This is a genomic window from Burkholderia cepacia complex sp. TUM26381, assembly GCF_057439935.1.
Map to the genome: position 1 here is coordinate 13,823 of NZ_JBYATD010000004.1, position 15,366 is coordinate 29,188.

The window sequence follows — 15,366 nt, forward strand, 5'->3', positions numbered from 1 at the left end:
CCACCGTGGCACTTTGCGTGCTTACCCTAGCCGATATCGATCGTGCGACTCATGGTCTGCGCCGGCTCCGATTTCGGCACGGTCAACGTGAGTACACCGTTATCAAACTTTGCCAAGGTGTGGTCGGGGTCGGCGTTTTCCGGCATCGGGATCGTTCGCATGAAGCTTCCATGCGATCGCTCCAGCCGGTAGCAGCCGTTTTCCTCGCTGCGCACATCCTGCTTTTTCTCGCTGCGCAGCACGATTACCCCATCCTCGACGCTCACCGTCAGATCTTCGCGCTCCATTCCAGGCAGTTCGGCGGTCACGCGCAGCACCTTTCCTTCATCGACGACGTCGATGCGCGGCTGGAAGCGTGATGAACTGAAATCTCCAAACCATCGTTCGAGCGCGCCACGGCCCGCAAACGGGTCGTGAAAGAACTCCTCCACTACACGCCACGGTTCGCGCGAGAACAGTCGCGGAATGTCGGGCCACGAGGCCCGCCACTGTTCGCTTGTCGGCGGGCTTTCCGGGCCGTCTGTATCGGACTTGCGGGCAGCCCCGCGAAGGAACTTGAAGGGGTTCCACTTTTTCAGATCGGTATTCATAGCGTCCTCCGATTCAGCTTCAACCTGCCTTGAGCGTGGCGGCCAGCCCACCAGGTAGCGAACGCGCCCTGAGCTTCGACTGCTCCAAGCACGCCGCGACCGATCAGTTTCACCGCGTACTCGACCGCGTCGCGTTGCGCTTCGGCCGCGTTTGTCCAGCGTTCGCTGAAGCGCGGCAGATGCCAGTCGGCCAACACCTCATCGTTCCGATCGATCCGGACGATAGCGATGTAGCCGTCCGGCGCGGACATGCATGTCGCGATCTGTCGCACGGGAATCGTACGGATGCGGATCGCATGTCCTTTCCAGGACTCCTGCATGACATCAGACACCGGTGCCACTGCTCCTGATTCGCAGCGGCGGCAGCGCGATCGCTTCCGCCGCTGCTTCTGACCTGCCGTTGCTGACGGTCAGGTGGACTTGACTTCGATGCGCCGTGGGCGCGCTTCGTCGCGGCGTGGGATCGTCAGCTTAAGCACCCCGTCCTGGAGGCTCGCCTCGATCTTTGACGTATCGAAGTCCGGTGACAGCGTGAACGTCCGGGCGAAGTGCGGTTCGCGGACCTCGGCATGCTGCAGTCGCAGGTTTGCCGGCGTCGGCACCGCCGCCTCGGCCGCGATCGAGAGGCTGCTGTCGTGAACTTTGACGTCCAGCTTGTCCTTCGTCACACCGGGCAGATCCGCCCATAGCGTGACGCCCTGGCTGTCCTCGTATATGTCGACGGCCGGGACGAGCGTGATCCGGCGCGTGGGTTGTTCAGTGTCGCGACGTGCTACGGCGGATTGGTCGCGTTCCGCCAGTTGGGTCGTGTCAGTCATGATCGGCTCCTCGGATTACTGGACAGCGATGGCGCGTGGCTTGGACGATTCGCGCCTGCCGACACTGATCGACAGGCAGCCATTTTCGTAGCGCGCCTGGACCTTGTCCGGATCGGCGGTGTCGGGCAGCTCGATGACGCGCCGGAAGGTGCCGACAAAGCGCTCCTGCGCATAGGTGCGCGTCTCGCTTCCAGTGTCGGGTTGTGTCGATTTGCGTTCGCCGCTAATGGTCAGCAGGCCCTTGTCGATCGATACGTCGAGTTCGGTGGCGTTGATGCCCGGGGCGAAGGCGACAATCTCGATCGACTCGTCGGTCGCACCGATGTTGATCTGAGGAAATGCGCCGAGCCGACCGGCGCGGATGCTGGACGGGAAACCGCCGAAGAGTTGCGCCATCTGCTGCTGCAGACGGTCGAACTCGCTGAAGAGATCGGTTCCGAAGTAAAGATCGCTCATGATCGTATCCTCCTTGAGTGCAGCCGGGAGGCGAACGGGTCTACGCGCTCCAGTTCGCCTGCCAGACTGCTGGCAAACAAATCGAAACACGCAGCGCGCGGAATGAAGCGACTCGCGCGTCTGCCTGAGCGAAACTCAAGATAGGAACTTTGCAGAAAATTTCAAGGGGCGTCGGCAGATTTTTGCACTTGAAATTTCGGCGCTGACACCTATCATCGCAGCGGCTTGGAACTGAATCCGGAGGACGCCATGGATTTCGACACGGACTGGCTCACGCTTGGTAGACATCGTGTCCGGCTGCGCTCGACGAAGGGCTTTCCGACCGAGACGATGCGCACCGTAGTGGAGGTCGTCAGGCTCGCGATCGACAACAACATGAGCGCGCGGGCACGGCTCGTCGAGGTCGTCTGTCGGCAGGAAAAGACCTACGACGTGCTGGTCGGCACGACGATGGTGGAGGACAAGGTCTGTGCACCGCAACTTGAAGCTGCGATCGCGGTCGTGTTGGGCCTGTTACCTGACCAGATCAACATCACGGTCACTCACGTCACGCAGAAGGAGGTCGATCTACACTTTGGTGTGTACGAGCGAATGTTGTCAGAGAAGCTGGGTGCGGCACCGCCGATCCGATGAGCGATCGGTCCGGCGCCTCGCCGTGCGGCCGGTGCCGGCGCCGGTCGCAGAATGGGAGCACCGCCATGAAAATAGGGTCACGCCGATTATTCGCCGCGGTCGCCCTGGCCGCGGGTGCCTTCCCTGCAGCGGTGGTTGCTATTGCGCCACTGCCGCGGGCATTGCCAATCCTGCAGGACATTTGGATCGCCGGCACGATCCAGCGGGGCAACGGGCAGTTCGTGCCGGGAGACTATACGACGATCCGGCTGGATCGTCCGGCCGCTTCACCGTGCAGCGACAAGGTCGTGACCGACATCCTGCTCGGCCAGGCCGGCACCACCGAACACTTGCTGCTGTTGCAGTATCTGAATCAGCGGGTCGCGGTGAGAGGACGCATCACTTGTCCGGATTCCGGAATCCAGTTTGCACCGACGCCGGACTTCGTGTTTCCGATCTACTGACCCGACGGGAGAGCTTCGAAGGCGCATGCACGACCGTGAGCGGTGTCCATTTTCTGCGTCTTCAGTCCGCCCGCTCGGGTGGATGTGCTCGCGGTCGCCCGCGATGTCCAACAAGGCATCGTGGTCCTTGATTTTTTCGCAACTGTTTTTATATTTTGTTTTGCCAGCCCGGATAGCGATGAAGGGCAAATGGCGTAAGCCCGTGACGTCGGATGACGCGTGTCTGGGAAACACAGCGAGCGGGCAGAGTCAGGGGTGCGAAGCGAAATCTCACCGGATACGGTGAGCCTCGCAGCGCAAGCGTCGGGCCGGTGGTCCCGCCGGCGATCGCGCGTCCGCCCCTGAGGGAGTGACGGCCGCCTCCGATGCGGCGGCCAGTGGAAGACGTGCAGGGCTGTCATGAAAACGGCGATCAGTTACCGGAACATTTCGGAGCTTGCCCGCCCCGACCTGAAAGGCCTGATTGGCAATCTTCGCGACCGACATCTTCAGCCGCACCTGTCGCACTTCCCCGACGAACTCGTCCGGTTGCGTGCGACGCTCGAACGAAGCGGCCATCGCAGTCTCTACCGGGCAAGGCTCCGGCTCGGATTGCCGAGCGCCACGCTCGCCTGCTCGGACGAATCACCCGAGCTAGGCAAAGCCCTCGAACTCTCGTTCGCGGAACTGGAGCGGCAGCTCGAGCGCCACATCGCCCATCTGCGTCACGAGGACAACTGGCGCCGCAAGGAGCGCCGCGCCGGGTTGCGCCGACTCAAAGGCGCGGCGGCCGGTCCCGCTGGCGCCGGGCTGGCGCTGTTCAGCGATCTCGTGCGCCCATCGCTGCCGGAGCTTAAGCGCTTCGTGGAGCGCGAACTCGCCTACCTGCAGGCGCGCGGCGATCTCGCAACGGGGGACCCTGCCGTCGATGAGGTCGTCGACGAGACACTGGCCCGCGCCTGCGAAAGACTCGCACAGCGTCCACGCAAGCTCGAGCCGAGACAGTGGCTCTACCAGATCGCGCTCGACGTGCTCGCCGAGGAAGTGAGCCGCCTGCAGACCGACGAGGGCCGCTGGATCTCCCTGGAAGGCAGACCGCCGGTTCAGTTGCGCGAGCCGCGCGAAGACGATGACGAGATCCTGTTCGAATACTGGCAACCCGACGAAGTGCTGCGACTCGAAGACGTGACGCCGGCGGCCGGCGGCACGCCCGAAGAGGAATTGAGCGCAAAGGAAACACGTCGACTCGTGGCAGCGCTTGTTGCAGACATGCCGACGTCGTGGCGCCAGGCGCTGGTGCTGTGCCGGATGGAAGCCGTGCCGCGAGCCTCTGCCGCTCAGGTGCTCGGCACCAGCGAGCAGAAACTCGAGCGCTGGCTCATGGATGCCGATGCGTTTCTCAAGGCCCGACTAGGCGAGCTGCGATTCACGCCCCGGGACGCAGGCGTGGCTGGAGACTACGTCGTGGCGGGCATGCCGCCACCGGCGTCCCGGCTGACCCGGGAGTTCGATGACGCCACGCGGGGGGACACGCCGCGTAGGGCTCGCCATGGAGGTGAACGATGAAGACCCTCAGGACGCCACACTCGGACCTCGCCGATGCAGACGCGCTGCTCGACGAGGCGCTGCGGGAAACCTTTCCGGCCAGCGACCCCATTGCGTGCACGCCGGCGTTCGAGGCGGGCGCGCCGCACACGCGCCGGGCGTCGGGACGTGCTGGAAGTGCGTCAGTTGCCGCCGGCCGAGCGCCCCGTTCAAGCCGTGGAAGATCTGCGATCAGGCGCTCCGCGGTGACGTCGGGGGCCGGCTGAGCCCCCCGCGCGGAATCGCCATACAGTCGATTCGGCATGCTACCGAATCCCCATAGGCAGCATCTGTGACGACACGGAGCCAATCATGAAAATCTGTCCTTTGCATGATCGGGTCGTGGTCAGGCGGCAGGAACGGGAGCGCAGGACCGCGGCAGGCATCGTCATCCCCGATACGGCGGCCGAAAAACCCGACCACGGAGAAGTGATTGCCGTCGGCCCCGGCACGCGGCTCGACGATGGCCGCCGTTGCGAACCGGACGTCAAGGTGGGCGACCGCGTGCTGTTCGGCAAGTATGCCGGCACCGCCATCAAGGTCGAAGGCGAAGAGCTGCTGGTCATGCGCGAAGCTGACCTGCTGGCGGTGGTGACTGCAGATTCCGCTCCATGAGGAGATCGATGGCGGCACCATCGCACGGTGTTGTATTTTGTCCGACATGTCGGGAGGAACTGGAAAATGGCAGCCAAGGACGTCAAGTTTCACGATCTCGCCCGCCACCGCATTCTGACGGGTGTCAATCTGCTTGCTGACGCGGTCAAGGTCACGCTCGGTCCAAGGGGACGCAACGTCGTGCTCGAGCGATCGTTCGGCGCGCCGACAGTCACCAAGGACGGCGTGACCGTGGCGAAGCACATCGAACTGCGCGACCGGTTCGAGAACATGGGCGCCCAGATGGTTAAGCAGGTCGCCGCGAAGACCTCCGATGTCGCCGGTGATGGCACGACCACTGCCACCGTGCTCGCCCAGGTCATCGTGCGGGAAGGCATGAAGTACGTCGCGGCCGGCCTGAATCCGATGGACCTGAAGCGCGGGATCGATCAGGCCGCGGCGGTCGTTGTCGACGCGCTCAGGAAGCTCTCGAGAGCCGTGTTGACCAGCAAGGAAATCACCCAGGTCGGCACCATCTCGGCGAATGCCGATGAGGAGATTGGCCAGATTATCGCCGAAGCGATGGAAAAGGTCGGCAAGGATGGCGCGATCACCCTTGAAGAAGGCAAATCGCTGCAGAGCGAACTGGAGGTAGTCGAAGGCATGCAGTTCGATCGCGGTTGGCTCTCGCCATATTTCATCACCGATCCCGAGAAGCAGCTCGCCGTGCTCGAGGAACCGTACATTCTCGTGCATGACCGGAAGATCTCGAGCATCCACGACCTGCTGCCCGTGCTGGAAGCGGTCGCCAAGGCGGGCAAGCCGTTGCTGATCGTCGCCGAGGACGTCGAGGGCGAGGCCCTGACCACGCTCGTGGTGAACTCGCTGCGCGGAATCCTCAAGACGGTGGCAGTGAAGGCGCCGGGCTTCGGCGATCGCCGCAAGGCGATGCTGGAAGACATCGCGACGCTGACCGGCGGCCTGGTGATTTCGGAGGAAACCGGCAAGCAGCTCGAGAAGGTCGTCCTGGAAGACCTCGGACGGGCCAAGCGGGTGGAGGTCGAGAAGGAGGCAACCACGATCATCGACGGCGCGGGCGACCGCAAGACGATCGACGGACGCATTCAGGCGATCCGACGTCAGATCGAAGAGACGACGAGCGACTTTGACAGGGAGAAGTTGCAGGAGCGCATCGCGAAGCTGTCCGGGGGCGTCGCGGTCATCAAGGTAGGAGCGACCACCGAAGTCGAAATGAAGGAGCGGAAGGCGCGCGTGGAGGATGCGCTGCACGCCACGCGTGCGGCCGTCGAGGAAGGCATCGTGCCGGGCGGCGGCGTTGCGCTGTTGTGCGCTCGTGCGGCACTCAAGGAACTACGGGGCGCCAACACCGACCAGGATGCCGGCATCAGGATCGTGCTGCGCGCGCTGGAGGAACCGCTGCGCCAGATCGCGTTGAACGCGGGCGAAGAGCCCTCGGTCGTGCTCAATCGGGTGCAGGAGCAGTCTGGCAACTTCGGCTGGAACGCGGCCTCCGATACCTATGGCGACCTGATGGAGATGGGGGTGGTCGATCCGACGAAAGTGACGCGCACGACCCTGCAGAACGCCGCGTCGGTCGCCGGGCTGATCCTCACTACGGACGCGGTGGTGGCGGAGTTGCCGAAGGAAGAGGCCCGACCCGCCGTGTCACCGCCCGAGATGGAGTATTGACCGGGATGCGCGGTGGGATGGCGGCGTGACGGAGCGGGACTCACGTGACCATCCCCGAACCAGATCGAGCGAGTGAACACCATGGGCAAGATCATCGGCATCGACCTCGGCACCACGAACTCGTGCGTGGCGCTGATGGAAGGCAATCAGGTCAAGGTAGTCGAAAATTCGGAAGGTGCGCGCACCACGCCGTCGATCGTCGCGTACATGGACGAGGACGAAGTGCTCGTCGGCGCACCGGCGAAGCGCCAGGCCGTGACCAATCCAAAGAACACGCTGTTTGCCGTCAAGCGGCTGATCGGCCGCCGCTTCGAAGAGAAGGAAGTGCAGAAGGACATCGGCCTGATGCCTTTCAGAATTTTCAAGGCCGACAACGGCGACGCATGGGTCGAGGCGCGGGACAAGAAGCTCGCCCCGCCGCAGGTATCGGCGGAAGTGCTGCGCAAGATGAAGAAGACCGCCGAGGATTACCTCGGCGAGCCCGTCACGGATGCCGTGATCACGGTGCCGGCGTACTTCAACGACAGCCAGCGCCAGGCGACCAAGGACGCCGGTCGCATCGCGGGCCTCGAAGTGAGGCGGATCATCAACGAGCCGACCGCGGCGGCGCTCGCGTTCGGCCTGGACAAGCAGGAAAACCGTGACCGCAAGATCGCCGTGTTCGACCTCGGCGGCGGCACCTTTGACATTTCCATCATCGAGATCGCCGACGTGCAGGGCGAGAAACAGTTCGAAGTGCTGTCGACCAACGGCGACACGTTCCTCGGCGGCGAGGACTTCGACCAACGCATCATCGATTACATCATCGGCGAGTTCAAGAAGGAGCAAGGCGTCGACCTGTCGAAGGACGTGCTCGCACTGCAGCGTCTGAAGGAAGCGGCCGAAAAGGCGAAGATCGAGCTGTCGTCGACCCAGCAGACCGAAATCAATCTACCGTATATCACGGCCGACGCGAGCGGCCCCAGGCATCTCACGCTGAAGCTCACGCGGGCCAAGCTCGAAGCACTGGTAGAAGATCTGATCGAGCGCACGATGGCGCCATGCCGCATCGCCATCAAGGACGCCGACCTGGCAGTGGACAGGATCGATGACGTGATTCTGGTGGGCGGGATGACCCGCATGCCCAGGGTGCAGGACAAGGTTCGGGCGTTTTTCGGCCGAGAGCCGCGCAAGGACGTCAATCCTGACGAAGCCGTGGCGGTGGGCGCAGCCATCCAGGGCGCGGTGCTCGCAGGTGAGCGCAAGGACGTGCTGCTGCTCGACGTCACCCCGCTGTCGCTCGGCATCGAAACACAGGGCGGCGTGATGACCAGGATGATCGAGAAGAACACTACCATCCCGACCAAATTTTCGGAGATTTTCACCACCGCCGACGACAACCAGCCTGCCGTGACGGTCAAGGTCTATCAGGGCGAGCGTGAGATGGTCACGGGCAACAAGCTGCTAGGCGAGTTCAGCCTCGAAGGCATCCCACCGTCGCCGCGCGGCGTGCCGCAGATCGAGGTGACATTCGACATCGACGCGAATGGCATCCTGCACGTGTCGGCCAAAGACAAGGCGACCGGCAAGGAAAGCCGCATCACCATCAAGGCCAATTCAGGTCTGTCCGAGGAGGAAATACAGAAGATGGTGAGGGATGCCGAGGCTCACGCCGCTGAAGATCACCGGATGCGTGAGCTGGTTGACGCGCGTAACCATGGCGATGCCCTGGTGCATAGCACGAAGAAGGCGCTCACCGAGTACGGCGACAAGCTGGAGGCGGGTGAGAAGGAAAAGATCGAAGCCGCGATCAAAGAGCTCGAGGGGGCGCTCAAGGGATCCGACAAGGTTGAGATCGACGCCCGGGTGCATGCGCTCGCCACGGCCTCGCAGAAGCTCGGCGAAAAGCTGTATGCCGACGTGCAGTCGCAGGCAGCCAGTGGCTCAGAAGGCTCGGCCAGTCAAGAGGCCGGTGGCGGACCAAGGGAGGAGGACGTGGTCGATGCGGAATTCAAGGAGGTGAAGACAAAGCGGTAGGCCGCAGCAATGCCATGCTTCGGGTCGATTCCAGGCGTGGACGAACCGATACACGGACATTTCGTAATAGCCAGTCCGCGCCGTTCGCTGCGGCGGCGTATATGATTTCCATTTTTGGTGAACATGAAGCTGAACCTGACGATTGATTCCACGCCTTTGAGCATTGAGCTTGATGACGTAATCGCCGGGCTGCTGGCGGTGCGGCTGGACGCGCCGTCGGAAGGCGACGCCATGCGCGACGCGATTTCCCGTCATCTGAGCGACGTCGGCGGTCCATGGCTGCTGGATGAGGACCACATGCGCAATCGCATTCTGCGCCGTCTCATTCTGGAAATCGTCGATCCGGCGCTGGTCGTTCGTTATCTGATGATCGAGCAGCCGCAGTAAGTTTTCGTGCGAAACGGAACGTGGAAGGCAGAAGCTGCGCGACGAGGCATGCTGTCGGGAACCTGAAATGTATCAATCAGGGAGCAAGCTCGCCAATGTCGTCCAAGGTAGCTCGCGCAAGCGGCACAGGTGAGCCGCTTTACTGTAAGGAGGTCGCTATGGAACTTCACATGCATTCGCACCATTTCACTCGCCGTACGCCTGACTGGCGGGCAGCCGTGATCGGCGGTTGTGTCGCTTGCGTGGTTTTCCTGGTGCTCGAACTCCTTGCCATGTGGGTCACGGGGCAGAGCCCATGGGGACCACCGCGAATGATCGCAGCAATCGCCCTGGGACGTGATGCGCTTGCCCAGCCGGCCACGTTCGACCCGGGCATCATGCTGGTGGCCCTCGTCGTCCACTTTGCGCTATCGATCGTCTTCGCGCTCATTCTGGCGGTGATCGTGGCGCCGTTCAGCTTCGATTCGAGCATCGGAATGGCCTCGCTGGTGGGGGCGTTATTCGGTGTCGCCGTGTACCTGGTCAACTTCTACGGCATGACCCGGTTGTTTCCGTGGTTCGCAGACGCCAGAGGCTGGATGAGCCTCATCGCTCACATCGTGTTCGGGCTGGTGGCCGCAGACACCTATCTGCGTCTCGAAAGGAGGGAGACAGACGTGAGTGGAACGAAGACCACCAGCTAACAACACGGTCCGTCTGGACCCACCTCGGCATCAGGTACGGCGACGGCGCAGGCGGCGGCGCTGCGTGCGGGTTGTTTGCAAAGCGCTCGGCACATGCCAGCTGCGAGCAGCGCAGGCGGCACGGCAGCCGCGCCGTCGTCTCCCGTTTCGGCTCACCAGTCACGGCAGGCGGCGCTGCTTCGGCCGCCATCCGGGGTGCCCAGAGTCATTTGAGTCCCGCGAGTATCCCTGCAAGCGTTTCGTCCACACACACTCAATCTTCGCCGAACGCCTCGTCCGGGTACAACGCTTCGAGCGGCTCGAGGATCGTTCTCACCCGCGTCAGTTCGACGATAAATTCGTCGATCAGGTCCAGCGCATCCAGCACCTGCTCCGGAAAGGAGCCTTCGTGTCGCGACGGTACCGACGGTGCGTCGTTCAAGACCGCGTGCGCCATGCTGTGAATTTCCAGCAGATCATCACGCAGCCCTTCGGGATCGTGTAGCTGCGCGCGGAGGCGATCGACGATGTCGACGGCAGCCAACAAGCGCGTCGTGTCGTAACTCGATTCGAGGCGCGCGAGCGCGGCGGTATCGACGTCGCCGAAATAGGTGGTGGTAATGGCCGGGCGTGCAGTCATGGGCGGAATGGAGCGTGACGGGTCGCGTGGCCGAACAGCGGATCCCTGATCCAGGCTTCCGGCCGACGGTCCAGGTGCAGTTTATAGTGTCCGAAGCGCCGGATGTTGTGCGTCGGGTACGGGCTCAGGAATGCGATGTCCTCGGCACGGATCTTTTCGCCGTTTGCGACCATCTCCCGCAGTGCCTGCATCATGTCGACCGTGTTCTGCAAGATCACCGCCGAAGCAACCAGGTCGTTGTAGCGTAGCCGCTTCTGCTGCTCCTCCGGCTCGTTCTCGGCAATCACGTCGCCGCCGAACCCCAACCACTTGGAGAAGCCGTGGTACGACTCGATCTTGTTGGTATTGGCAGTGACGTTCTGCCGCAGCTCGAGGCTGCCGATCCACTTGAGCAAGTACACAGTGCGCACCACGTTGCCGAGCTCGCGTGCGGCCAGGTACAGCCGGTTCTTGCGGCTTTCGGAGCCGAGTCGGCGTAGCAGCAGCGGGGACGATATCGTCCCCGCCTGGATCGACAGTGCGACCTGCATCAGCTCCTGCCAGTGCTGCTCGATCAGCACCCAGTCGATGGTCGACGTGAACAGCTTGTCGATGTGCCTGTACTTGGCCTTGCTGTCCGGCCGATACAGGACAAGATCCTTCCAGTTTCGGATCCGCGGCATCAGGTTGATCCCGAGTAAGTACGTGAAGGCGAACACGGCAGCCGACTGGCCCTGCGTGTCGGCATGGACCGTATCGGCCTTGACTGACAGACCGGCCTTCAGCAGCCCCTCGATTACATAGATGGCTTCCCAAACGCCCGGCGGGATGAAGTGCTGGAACACCGCGATATAGTTGTCGGCGACGTGCCGATAGGCGACCGCGCCCATCTTTTTGTACCGGAAGTGGTAACCGGCCAGCAGGTTGTTGTCGTAAAAATCGTACTGCGTGCCGTCGGCCGCCACGGTCTTGCCGTCGCCCCAATGCTTTGGCAGGTCGAGTCGCAGGTACAGCTCGATCAGCTCGCGCTGCGCGGTTTCGAGCTTGTCCAGGCTCACATGCCGACGGTTGACGAACGACAGCATGTGCGCAGTCACGTCCGAGTCGAGATGGCGGGCCGCCTGCGTCGGACCAAGATTGCAGCCCATCGCGAAAATCGTCAGCAGGTAGCGCTCGGCGGCCTTGCGAATCTGGGGATCGCTGCCCGACAATGGTCCGAAATGCCGCGTGAAGTGCGTCCAGTGCTCGATGTTCGCGAGGATGTCCAGCATGTTCCGCGTGGGCAGGCGGGTGTTGATTCGCTCCTGCAGCGCGATCGCGCTCGCGGGGATCTCCTTCGCGACCGTTTTGCGCAGGATCGGCTCGCCGTGGCGGTCGATTACGACATGTTCGCGCTTGCGCGGCAGCTCCTCGTCAAGTTTGCGGGCGGCGTCCGTCAACCATTGCCGGAGGTGCCGTACGAAATCGCTGCCGCTCGTCGGCATGCCGAGCTTGTCGCAATAATCCGGCAACTGCTGCTCGCATTGGCGCCATGGCAGCAGGTGGTCGCGATAATCCGCGTAGGCGTCGGAGCCAGACACGCACAGATCGCCAACCCGCAATTCCTCCGCCATGTATGAAAGCACGCAGAGCTCAAGGAAACGGCGGTTGGTCGGTGCCCCGTCGCCGTGAGAGCGGCGCACGAGCTTGCGCCAGCGTGCTGCCGCGAAACTCAGATCGACGTCGGCGTCGATCCACTCTCGATGCCGCGACTCGTTTTCCAGCACGACGTCCAGGGCATCAAGGAGGGTGCGAACCGGACTGGTCGAATCCCATTCAAGGGCGCGCGCGACGCGCATCATCGCCGAGCGATGCGCCTTGAAGTGCTTCCAGAGCAGCGGCAGGTAATTGCGGCCGCTGAATGCGCGAATCGCGGCGCAGCTCTCGCGCAGCGGTTCCAGGTCGCCTCTCGGCGCGAGCAGCTTCCGGATTGCCGTGGCGATGGCAGTCTCGTCGGATTCCTCGGCCAGGATGTCGGCCACGCCGTCGAGCAGCACGACAAGGTCCTCGACTTGGTCCCGCTGTTTGCGCTGGATCACGTCCAGCTCGTCGCTCGCCCGTTTGTGGATCGCCCCCATTCGCCGCACGAACATGTCGGCGAGATCGTCGCGGGCGCGCACGCGCATGCGATTGAGCAGCGCGACAATCAACGTATAGCGCTTCTCGGGGAGCGTGTCGTTCCTGAGTGCCGATGCGTCGAGCGCCATCGCCTGTTGCGCGAGCGAACGCAGCTTCGAAGCCGGAATGCCGGCGAGGGCCAGTGAGAAATCGCCGAGTTCGTCGAGCCAGGCAATCTGGTCAATCAGTTGATCAAGGTGCTGCCGGGACGGACGCTTTGCATGGCGCTTGATGCGGTTGTACGTGGTCTGCCGGCTCGACATATCGCGAGCGAGCAACCTGTCGAGCGCGAGCTTCTGTTCTTCGGTGAGGCGTCGCGTCACGCGCTTGAAGAGTCTGGACTGCGCCCGGGCGTGAATCTGTTCGGTCAGCCGATCGAGCGTCGAGAACGCCGGCAGTTCGATATTGCGCGCGATCAGATCGTCGATGGTGGCGTTGATGATGTCGACCGGCTGGTCCATCGTCAGCGACGCCGTGTGCGCTGCGCGCGTGGCAATCGCGTTCGCGTCGGTGCCGTAGTACGGATTCACGTCCAGATAAGCACGAACGGTTGCGTAATGCCGGAACAGCGTGGGGGACGACGCGGTGTCGTAACCGAATTGCACGGCATCGCCGATGTCGGCAACCGCTCGCACATGGTCAACGACGGGGGCCGGGATGCTGTCGAGCGACGGGAAATAGTGCAGTTGCTGAAAGACCTTCAGCAACACGAGCAGGCCCAATCGAGGTCGTTCGCCCCGCGTAGACCGGCGCGCCCATTCGAGTTCGTCGGGCAGCGGCGTGTAACAGGCTTCCAGTTCCCGGGGCGCCAGGACCTCGGGAAAGCGCGGGTAGGCAGTGCGTTCGATGGTAGCCATGCGAATCCTCGGGATCGCAGCGGGCCGCATAGATTAGCGCAAGAAAAATCAGACGTTACCGTGCCATATCGTAATAAACAGGGGATTCTTTATTACCAAAATGCTTATGATAGGAATTTACGCTTACCGTGTTCATACCCCGAATACGAGCTAGCGATCACGCTGCTGTCTTGAGCGCAGGCGCCGGCGCGGCGCCCGCCGCGTCATACCCGGCAATCGCAAGCGCGAGCACGGGATTCAGGCTGTCAACCATCGCACTGGGGATCAGGATCGTCGCGCCGCGTTCCTTCGTCGTTTCGTAGATGATGTTCATCGCTCGCAACTGAAGCGCACCTGGATGATTTTCGTAGACCTGCGCCGCTTCGACGAACTTGGTCGCGATCTCGGCCTCCGCCGAGCCGAGGATCACACGTGCCTGCTTTTCGCGCTCGGCTTGCGCCTGGCGCGACATCGAATCCTGCAGCGCGACTGGGATCGCAACATCGCGGGTCTCGACCGAGCGGACGGTCACGCCCCAATCCACGGTCTTTCTGCCGATCTCGTCGCGCAGGTGCATGTCGGCCGCCTTGCGATCCGACAACAAGGCAGCCAGCATCGATGCCCCGATCATTTCCCGCAGCGAGGTTTGCGCAACGCGGTCGATTGCCTGCCGGTAGTCGGTGATGGCGAGCGCGGCTTTCTGCGCGTCATGGACGTGCCAGAAAATCACGGCGTCGACGTTGACGGGCACGGTGTCCTTGGTCAGCGCTTGTTCGGCGTTGAAGGCGGTGGTTTGAATGCGTTCGTCGATGATCGCGACAACATTGTCCAGGATTGGAATGATCATGAAAAAACCGGCACCCTTGACGCTTTGCAGCTTGCCAATCCGCAGGATCACGAACTTCTCCCAGACGTTGGCGACCCGCACGGACAGTGCGATCAGGACCGCGACGATGAAAAGGGGGGCCGCAAGATACAGGTGGCCCCACGCGCCGATGGCGAATGCCGCGAGGACGAACGCGGCAGATAACACGAGTGTGATGGGATTCATGGTGACGCTCCGTTTCGGTGACGACAACCTGGCGCATGAGCGATGACGCGCACTGCATCTCGGGTCGTCTGGGGCGTTCTGGCAACAGGGGCAGAGGCCCTGATGCGAGCGTGCGCCCTATCGCCATGCCGATCGGTACGGTGCCGTACCTCGATCGCGCGCGCTGCGCTTGCGTGACCGGATAACGAAATATCGGGCGATCCGGTGTGTGAACGACGTGCAGCGCACCACGAAACGCTTCCCGGAGACTGTTCTTCAGCGTACCGACTCGACGAGCCTCCGCGATGCACGATGACGTTTGTCACGTTCTTCAGCCGGGAGCCGTTAATGAAATATCCGATCTACATCACGCAGCATGGGCAGCCCCGCTATCGCGGCGCGCTTCCGGATTTCCCCGAGGTCGGTGTGGAGGGCGACTCGTATGGCGAGCTGCAAGCGGCCGCCGAGCAACGGGTCATGGCCCGCTACGACCGCTCCGCGCGTCTCGTTCCGCCACCGACCACGGACATATCGGTATTGCAGGCGTCGGAAGTCGATGCCGGGGACGGGATCTGGCGGTTCATCGATCTCGACCTGAGCCGGATGACGTCGAGTTCCGTGCGCATCGAGCTGTGCTTGCCGAAGCGCATCGTGCACGACATCGATCGGACGGCGAACGCGCTGCATACGACTCGCGATGCCTTCGTGTCGCTGGCGTGCGAGAACGCAGCCGTCCGATCCGCGCAGCACGGGGCGTTGCGGTGCGAACCCATCGCGAAATCGCTGTCGGAAGCGGCCTGACGGCCCGGGCGTGCCGGGCATGAAGCCGCTGCGGATGGTGCGGCGATGGGG

General features: G+C 62.9%; 16 protein-coding genes. 9 read left to right on the top strand and 7 right to left on the bottom strand.

Annotated features, from left to right (window positions below; genetic code table 11):
- Positions 1–26: 26 nt before the first annotated feature.
- The 4 genes from ACWMMN_RS37475 to ACWMMN_RS37490 form a co-directional block, all read right to left on the bottom strand.
- Positions 27–590 carry an Hsp20/alpha crystallin family protein gene (locus ACWMMN_RS37475; RefSeq protein WP_486424524.1) on the bottom strand — a complete coding sequence of 188 codons (564 nt, stop codon included), beginning with the start codon at positions 588–590 and terminating at the stop codon, positions 27–29.
- On the bottom strand, positions 587–910 hold the full coding sequence (locus tag ACWMMN_RS37480; RefSeq protein ID WP_486424525.1) for a DUF6566 family protein: 324 nt from the start codon (positions 908–910) through the stop codon (positions 587–589). The genes ACWMMN_RS37475 and ACWMMN_RS37480 overlap by 4 nt, the downstream gene beginning before the upstream one ends.
- 90 nt (positions 911–1,000) lie before the next feature.
- Positions 1,001–1,408, bottom strand: coding sequence for an Hsp20/alpha crystallin family protein (locus tag ACWMMN_RS37485; RefSeq protein WP_176042744.1), 408 nt, complete (start codon positions 1,406–1,408; stop codon positions 1,001–1,003).
- A gap of 15 nt (positions 1,409–1,423) precedes the next feature.
- Positions 1,424–1,864: an Hsp20/alpha crystallin family protein gene (locus tag ACWMMN_RS37490; RefSeq protein WP_176042745.1), complete on the bottom strand. Its 441-nt coding sequence runs from the start codon at positions 1,862–1,864 to the stop codon at positions 1,424–1,426.
- 249 nt (positions 1,865–2,113) lie between these two features.
- On the opposite strand from ACWMMN_RS37490, the gene ACWMMN_RS37495 reads away from it, so the two are divergent.
- The 8 genes from ACWMMN_RS37495 (at position 2,114) to ACWMMN_RS37530 (ending at position 9,893) form a co-directional block, all read left to right on the top strand.
- Complete coding sequence (locus ACWMMN_RS37495; protein WP_486424526.1) at positions 2,114–2,497, top strand: hypothetical protein; 384 nt, start codon at positions 2,114–2,116, stop codon at positions 2,495–2,497.
- 65 nt (positions 2,498–2,562) lie between these two features.
- The gene (locus ACWMMN_RS37500; protein ID WP_486424527.1) at positions 2,563–2,940 is read left to right on the top strand and encodes a hypothetical protein; all 378 of its coding nucleotides are present in this window, start codon (positions 2,563–2,565) and stop codon (positions 2,938–2,940) included.
- 399 nt (positions 2,941–3,339) lie between these two features.
- Positions 3,340–4,485 carry an RNA polymerase subunit sigma-28 gene (locus ACWMMN_RS37505; RefSeq protein ID WP_486424528.1) on the top strand — a complete coding sequence of 382 codons (1,146 nt, stop codon included), beginning with the start codon at positions 3,340–3,342 and terminating at the stop codon, positions 4,483–4,485.
- A gap of 330 nt (positions 4,486–4,815) precedes the next feature.
- Entirely contained in the window at positions 4,816–5,118 is a 303-nt protein-coding gene (locus ACWMMN_RS37510; protein ID WP_486424529.1) for a co-chaperone GroES, read from the top strand.
- A 66-nt stretch (positions 5,119–5,184) separates the two neighbouring features.
- Positions 5,185–6,807, top strand: coding sequence for a chaperonin GroEL (groL, locus tag ACWMMN_RS37515; protein ID WP_486424530.1), 1,623 nt, complete (start codon positions 5,185–5,187; stop codon positions 6,805–6,807).
- An 81-nt stretch (positions 6,808–6,888) separates the two neighbouring features.
- Positions 6,889–8,823, top strand: a complete 1,935-nt coding sequence (gene dnaK / locus ACWMMN_RS37520; RefSeq protein WP_486424531.1) for a molecular chaperone DnaK — start codon at positions 6,889–6,891, stop codon at positions 8,821–8,823.
- Positions 8,824–8,946: 123 nt separating this feature from the next.
- Positions 8,947–9,210 (top strand): hypothetical protein, encoded by a 264-nt coding sequence (locus ACWMMN_RS37525; protein ID WP_115779615.1) that lies wholly within the window; start codon positions 8,947–8,949, stop codon positions 9,208–9,210.
- A 158-nt stretch (positions 9,211–9,368) separates the two neighbouring features.
- A complete protein-coding gene (locus ACWMMN_RS37530) occupies positions 9,369–9,893 on the top strand; it encodes a hypothetical protein (protein WP_486424532.1) in 525 nt (174 codons plus the stop codon).
- A gap of 253 nt (positions 9,894–10,146) precedes the next feature.
- On the opposite strand, the gene tnpC is transcribed toward ACWMMN_RS37530, so the two are convergent.
- The 3 genes from tnpC to ACWMMN_RS37545 all read right to left on the bottom strand — a co-directional run bounded on the left by tnpC (position 10,147) and on the right by ACWMMN_RS37545 (position 14,535).
- Complete coding sequence (gene tnpC, locus ACWMMN_RS37535; protein ID WP_338641522.1) at positions 10,147–10,512, bottom strand: Tn3 family transposase post-transcriptional regulator TnpC; 366 nt, start codon at positions 10,510–10,512, stop codon at positions 10,147–10,149.
- Entirely contained in the window at positions 10,509–13,505 is a 2,997-nt protein-coding gene (locus ACWMMN_RS37540) for a Tn3 family transposase (protein ID WP_486424533.1), read from the bottom strand. Before ACWMMN_RS37540 ends, tnpC begins: the two co-directional genes overlap by 4 nt.
- Before the next feature lie 157 nt (positions 13,506–13,662).
- Entirely contained in the window at positions 13,663–14,535 is an 873-nt protein-coding gene (locus ACWMMN_RS37545; RefSeq protein ID WP_027792660.1) for a slipin family protein, read from the bottom strand.
- 327 nt (positions 14,536–14,862) lie between these two features.
- Here ACWMMN_RS37545 and ACWMMN_RS37550 point away from each other — a divergent pair, with 327 nt between their 5' ends.
- Positions 14,863–15,315 carry a type II toxin-antitoxin system HicB family antitoxin gene (locus tag ACWMMN_RS37550; RefSeq protein WP_059234133.1) on the top strand — a complete coding sequence of 151 codons (453 nt, stop codon included), beginning with the start codon at positions 14,863–14,865 and terminating at the stop codon, positions 15,313–15,315.
- Positions 15,316–15,366: the final 51 nt, after the last annotated feature.

Bases quoted from the DNA above. Each gene is read 5' to 3' on its own strand.
- ACWMMN_RS37490 (WP_176042745.1), bottom strand. From the start codon at position 1,864: ATGAGCGATCTTTACTTCGGAACCGATCTCTTCAGCGAGTTCGACCGT.
- tnpC (WP_338641522.1), bottom strand. From the start codon at position 10,512: ATGACTGCACGCCCGGCCATTACCACCACCTATTTCGGCGACGTCGAT.
- ACWMMN_RS37510 (WP_486424529.1), top strand. From the start codon at position 4,816: ATGAAAATCTGTCCTTTGCATGATCGGGTCGTGGTCAGGCGGCAGGAA.
- ACWMMN_RS37475 (WP_486424524.1), bottom strand. From the start codon at position 590: ATGAATACCGATCTGAAAAAGTGGAACCCCTTCAAGTTCCTTCGCGGG.
- ACWMMN_RS37495 (WP_486424526.1), top strand. From the start codon at position 2,114: ATGGATTTCGACACGGACTGGCTCACGCTTGGTAGACATCGTGTCCGG.
- ACWMMN_RS37525 (WP_115779615.1), top strand. From the start codon at position 8,947: ATGAAGCTGAACCTGACGATTGATTCCACGCCTTTGAGCATTGAGCTT.
- ACWMMN_RS37485 (WP_176042744.1), bottom strand. From the start codon at position 1,408: ATGACTGACACGACCCAACTGGCGGAACGCGACCAATCCGCCGTAGCA.
- ACWMMN_RS37550 (WP_059234133.1), top strand. From the start codon at position 14,863: ATGAAATATCCGATCTACATCACGCAGCATGGGCAGCCCCGCTATCGC.
- ACWMMN_RS37540 (WP_486424533.1), bottom strand. From the start codon at position 13,505: ATGGCTACCATCGAACGCACTGCCTACCCGCGCTTTCCCGAGGTCCTG.
- groL (WP_486424530.1), top strand. From the start codon at position 5,185: ATGGCAGCCAAGGACGTCAAGTTTCACGATCTCGCCCGCCACCGCATT.
- ACWMMN_RS37505 (WP_486424528.1), top strand. From the start codon at position 3,340: ATGAAAACGGCGATCAGTTACCGGAACATTTCGGAGCTTGCCCGCCCC.
- ACWMMN_RS37480 (WP_486424525.1), bottom strand. From the start codon at position 910: ATGCAGGAGTCCTGGAAAGGACATGCGATCCGCATCCGTACGATTCCC.
- ACWMMN_RS37545 (WP_027792660.1), bottom strand. From the start codon at position 14,535: ATGAATCCCATCACACTCGTGTTATCTGCCGCGTTCGTCCTCGCGGCA.
- dnaK (WP_486424531.1), top strand. From the start codon at position 6,889: ATGGGCAAGATCATCGGCATCGACCTCGGCACCACGAACTCGTGCGTG.
- ACWMMN_RS37500 (WP_486424527.1), top strand. From the start codon at position 2,563: ATGAAAATAGGGTCACGCCGATTATTCGCCGCGGTCGCCCTGGCCGCG.
- ACWMMN_RS37530 (WP_486424532.1), top strand. From the start codon at position 9,369: ATGGAACTTCACATGCATTCGCACCATTTCACTCGCCGTACGCCTGAC.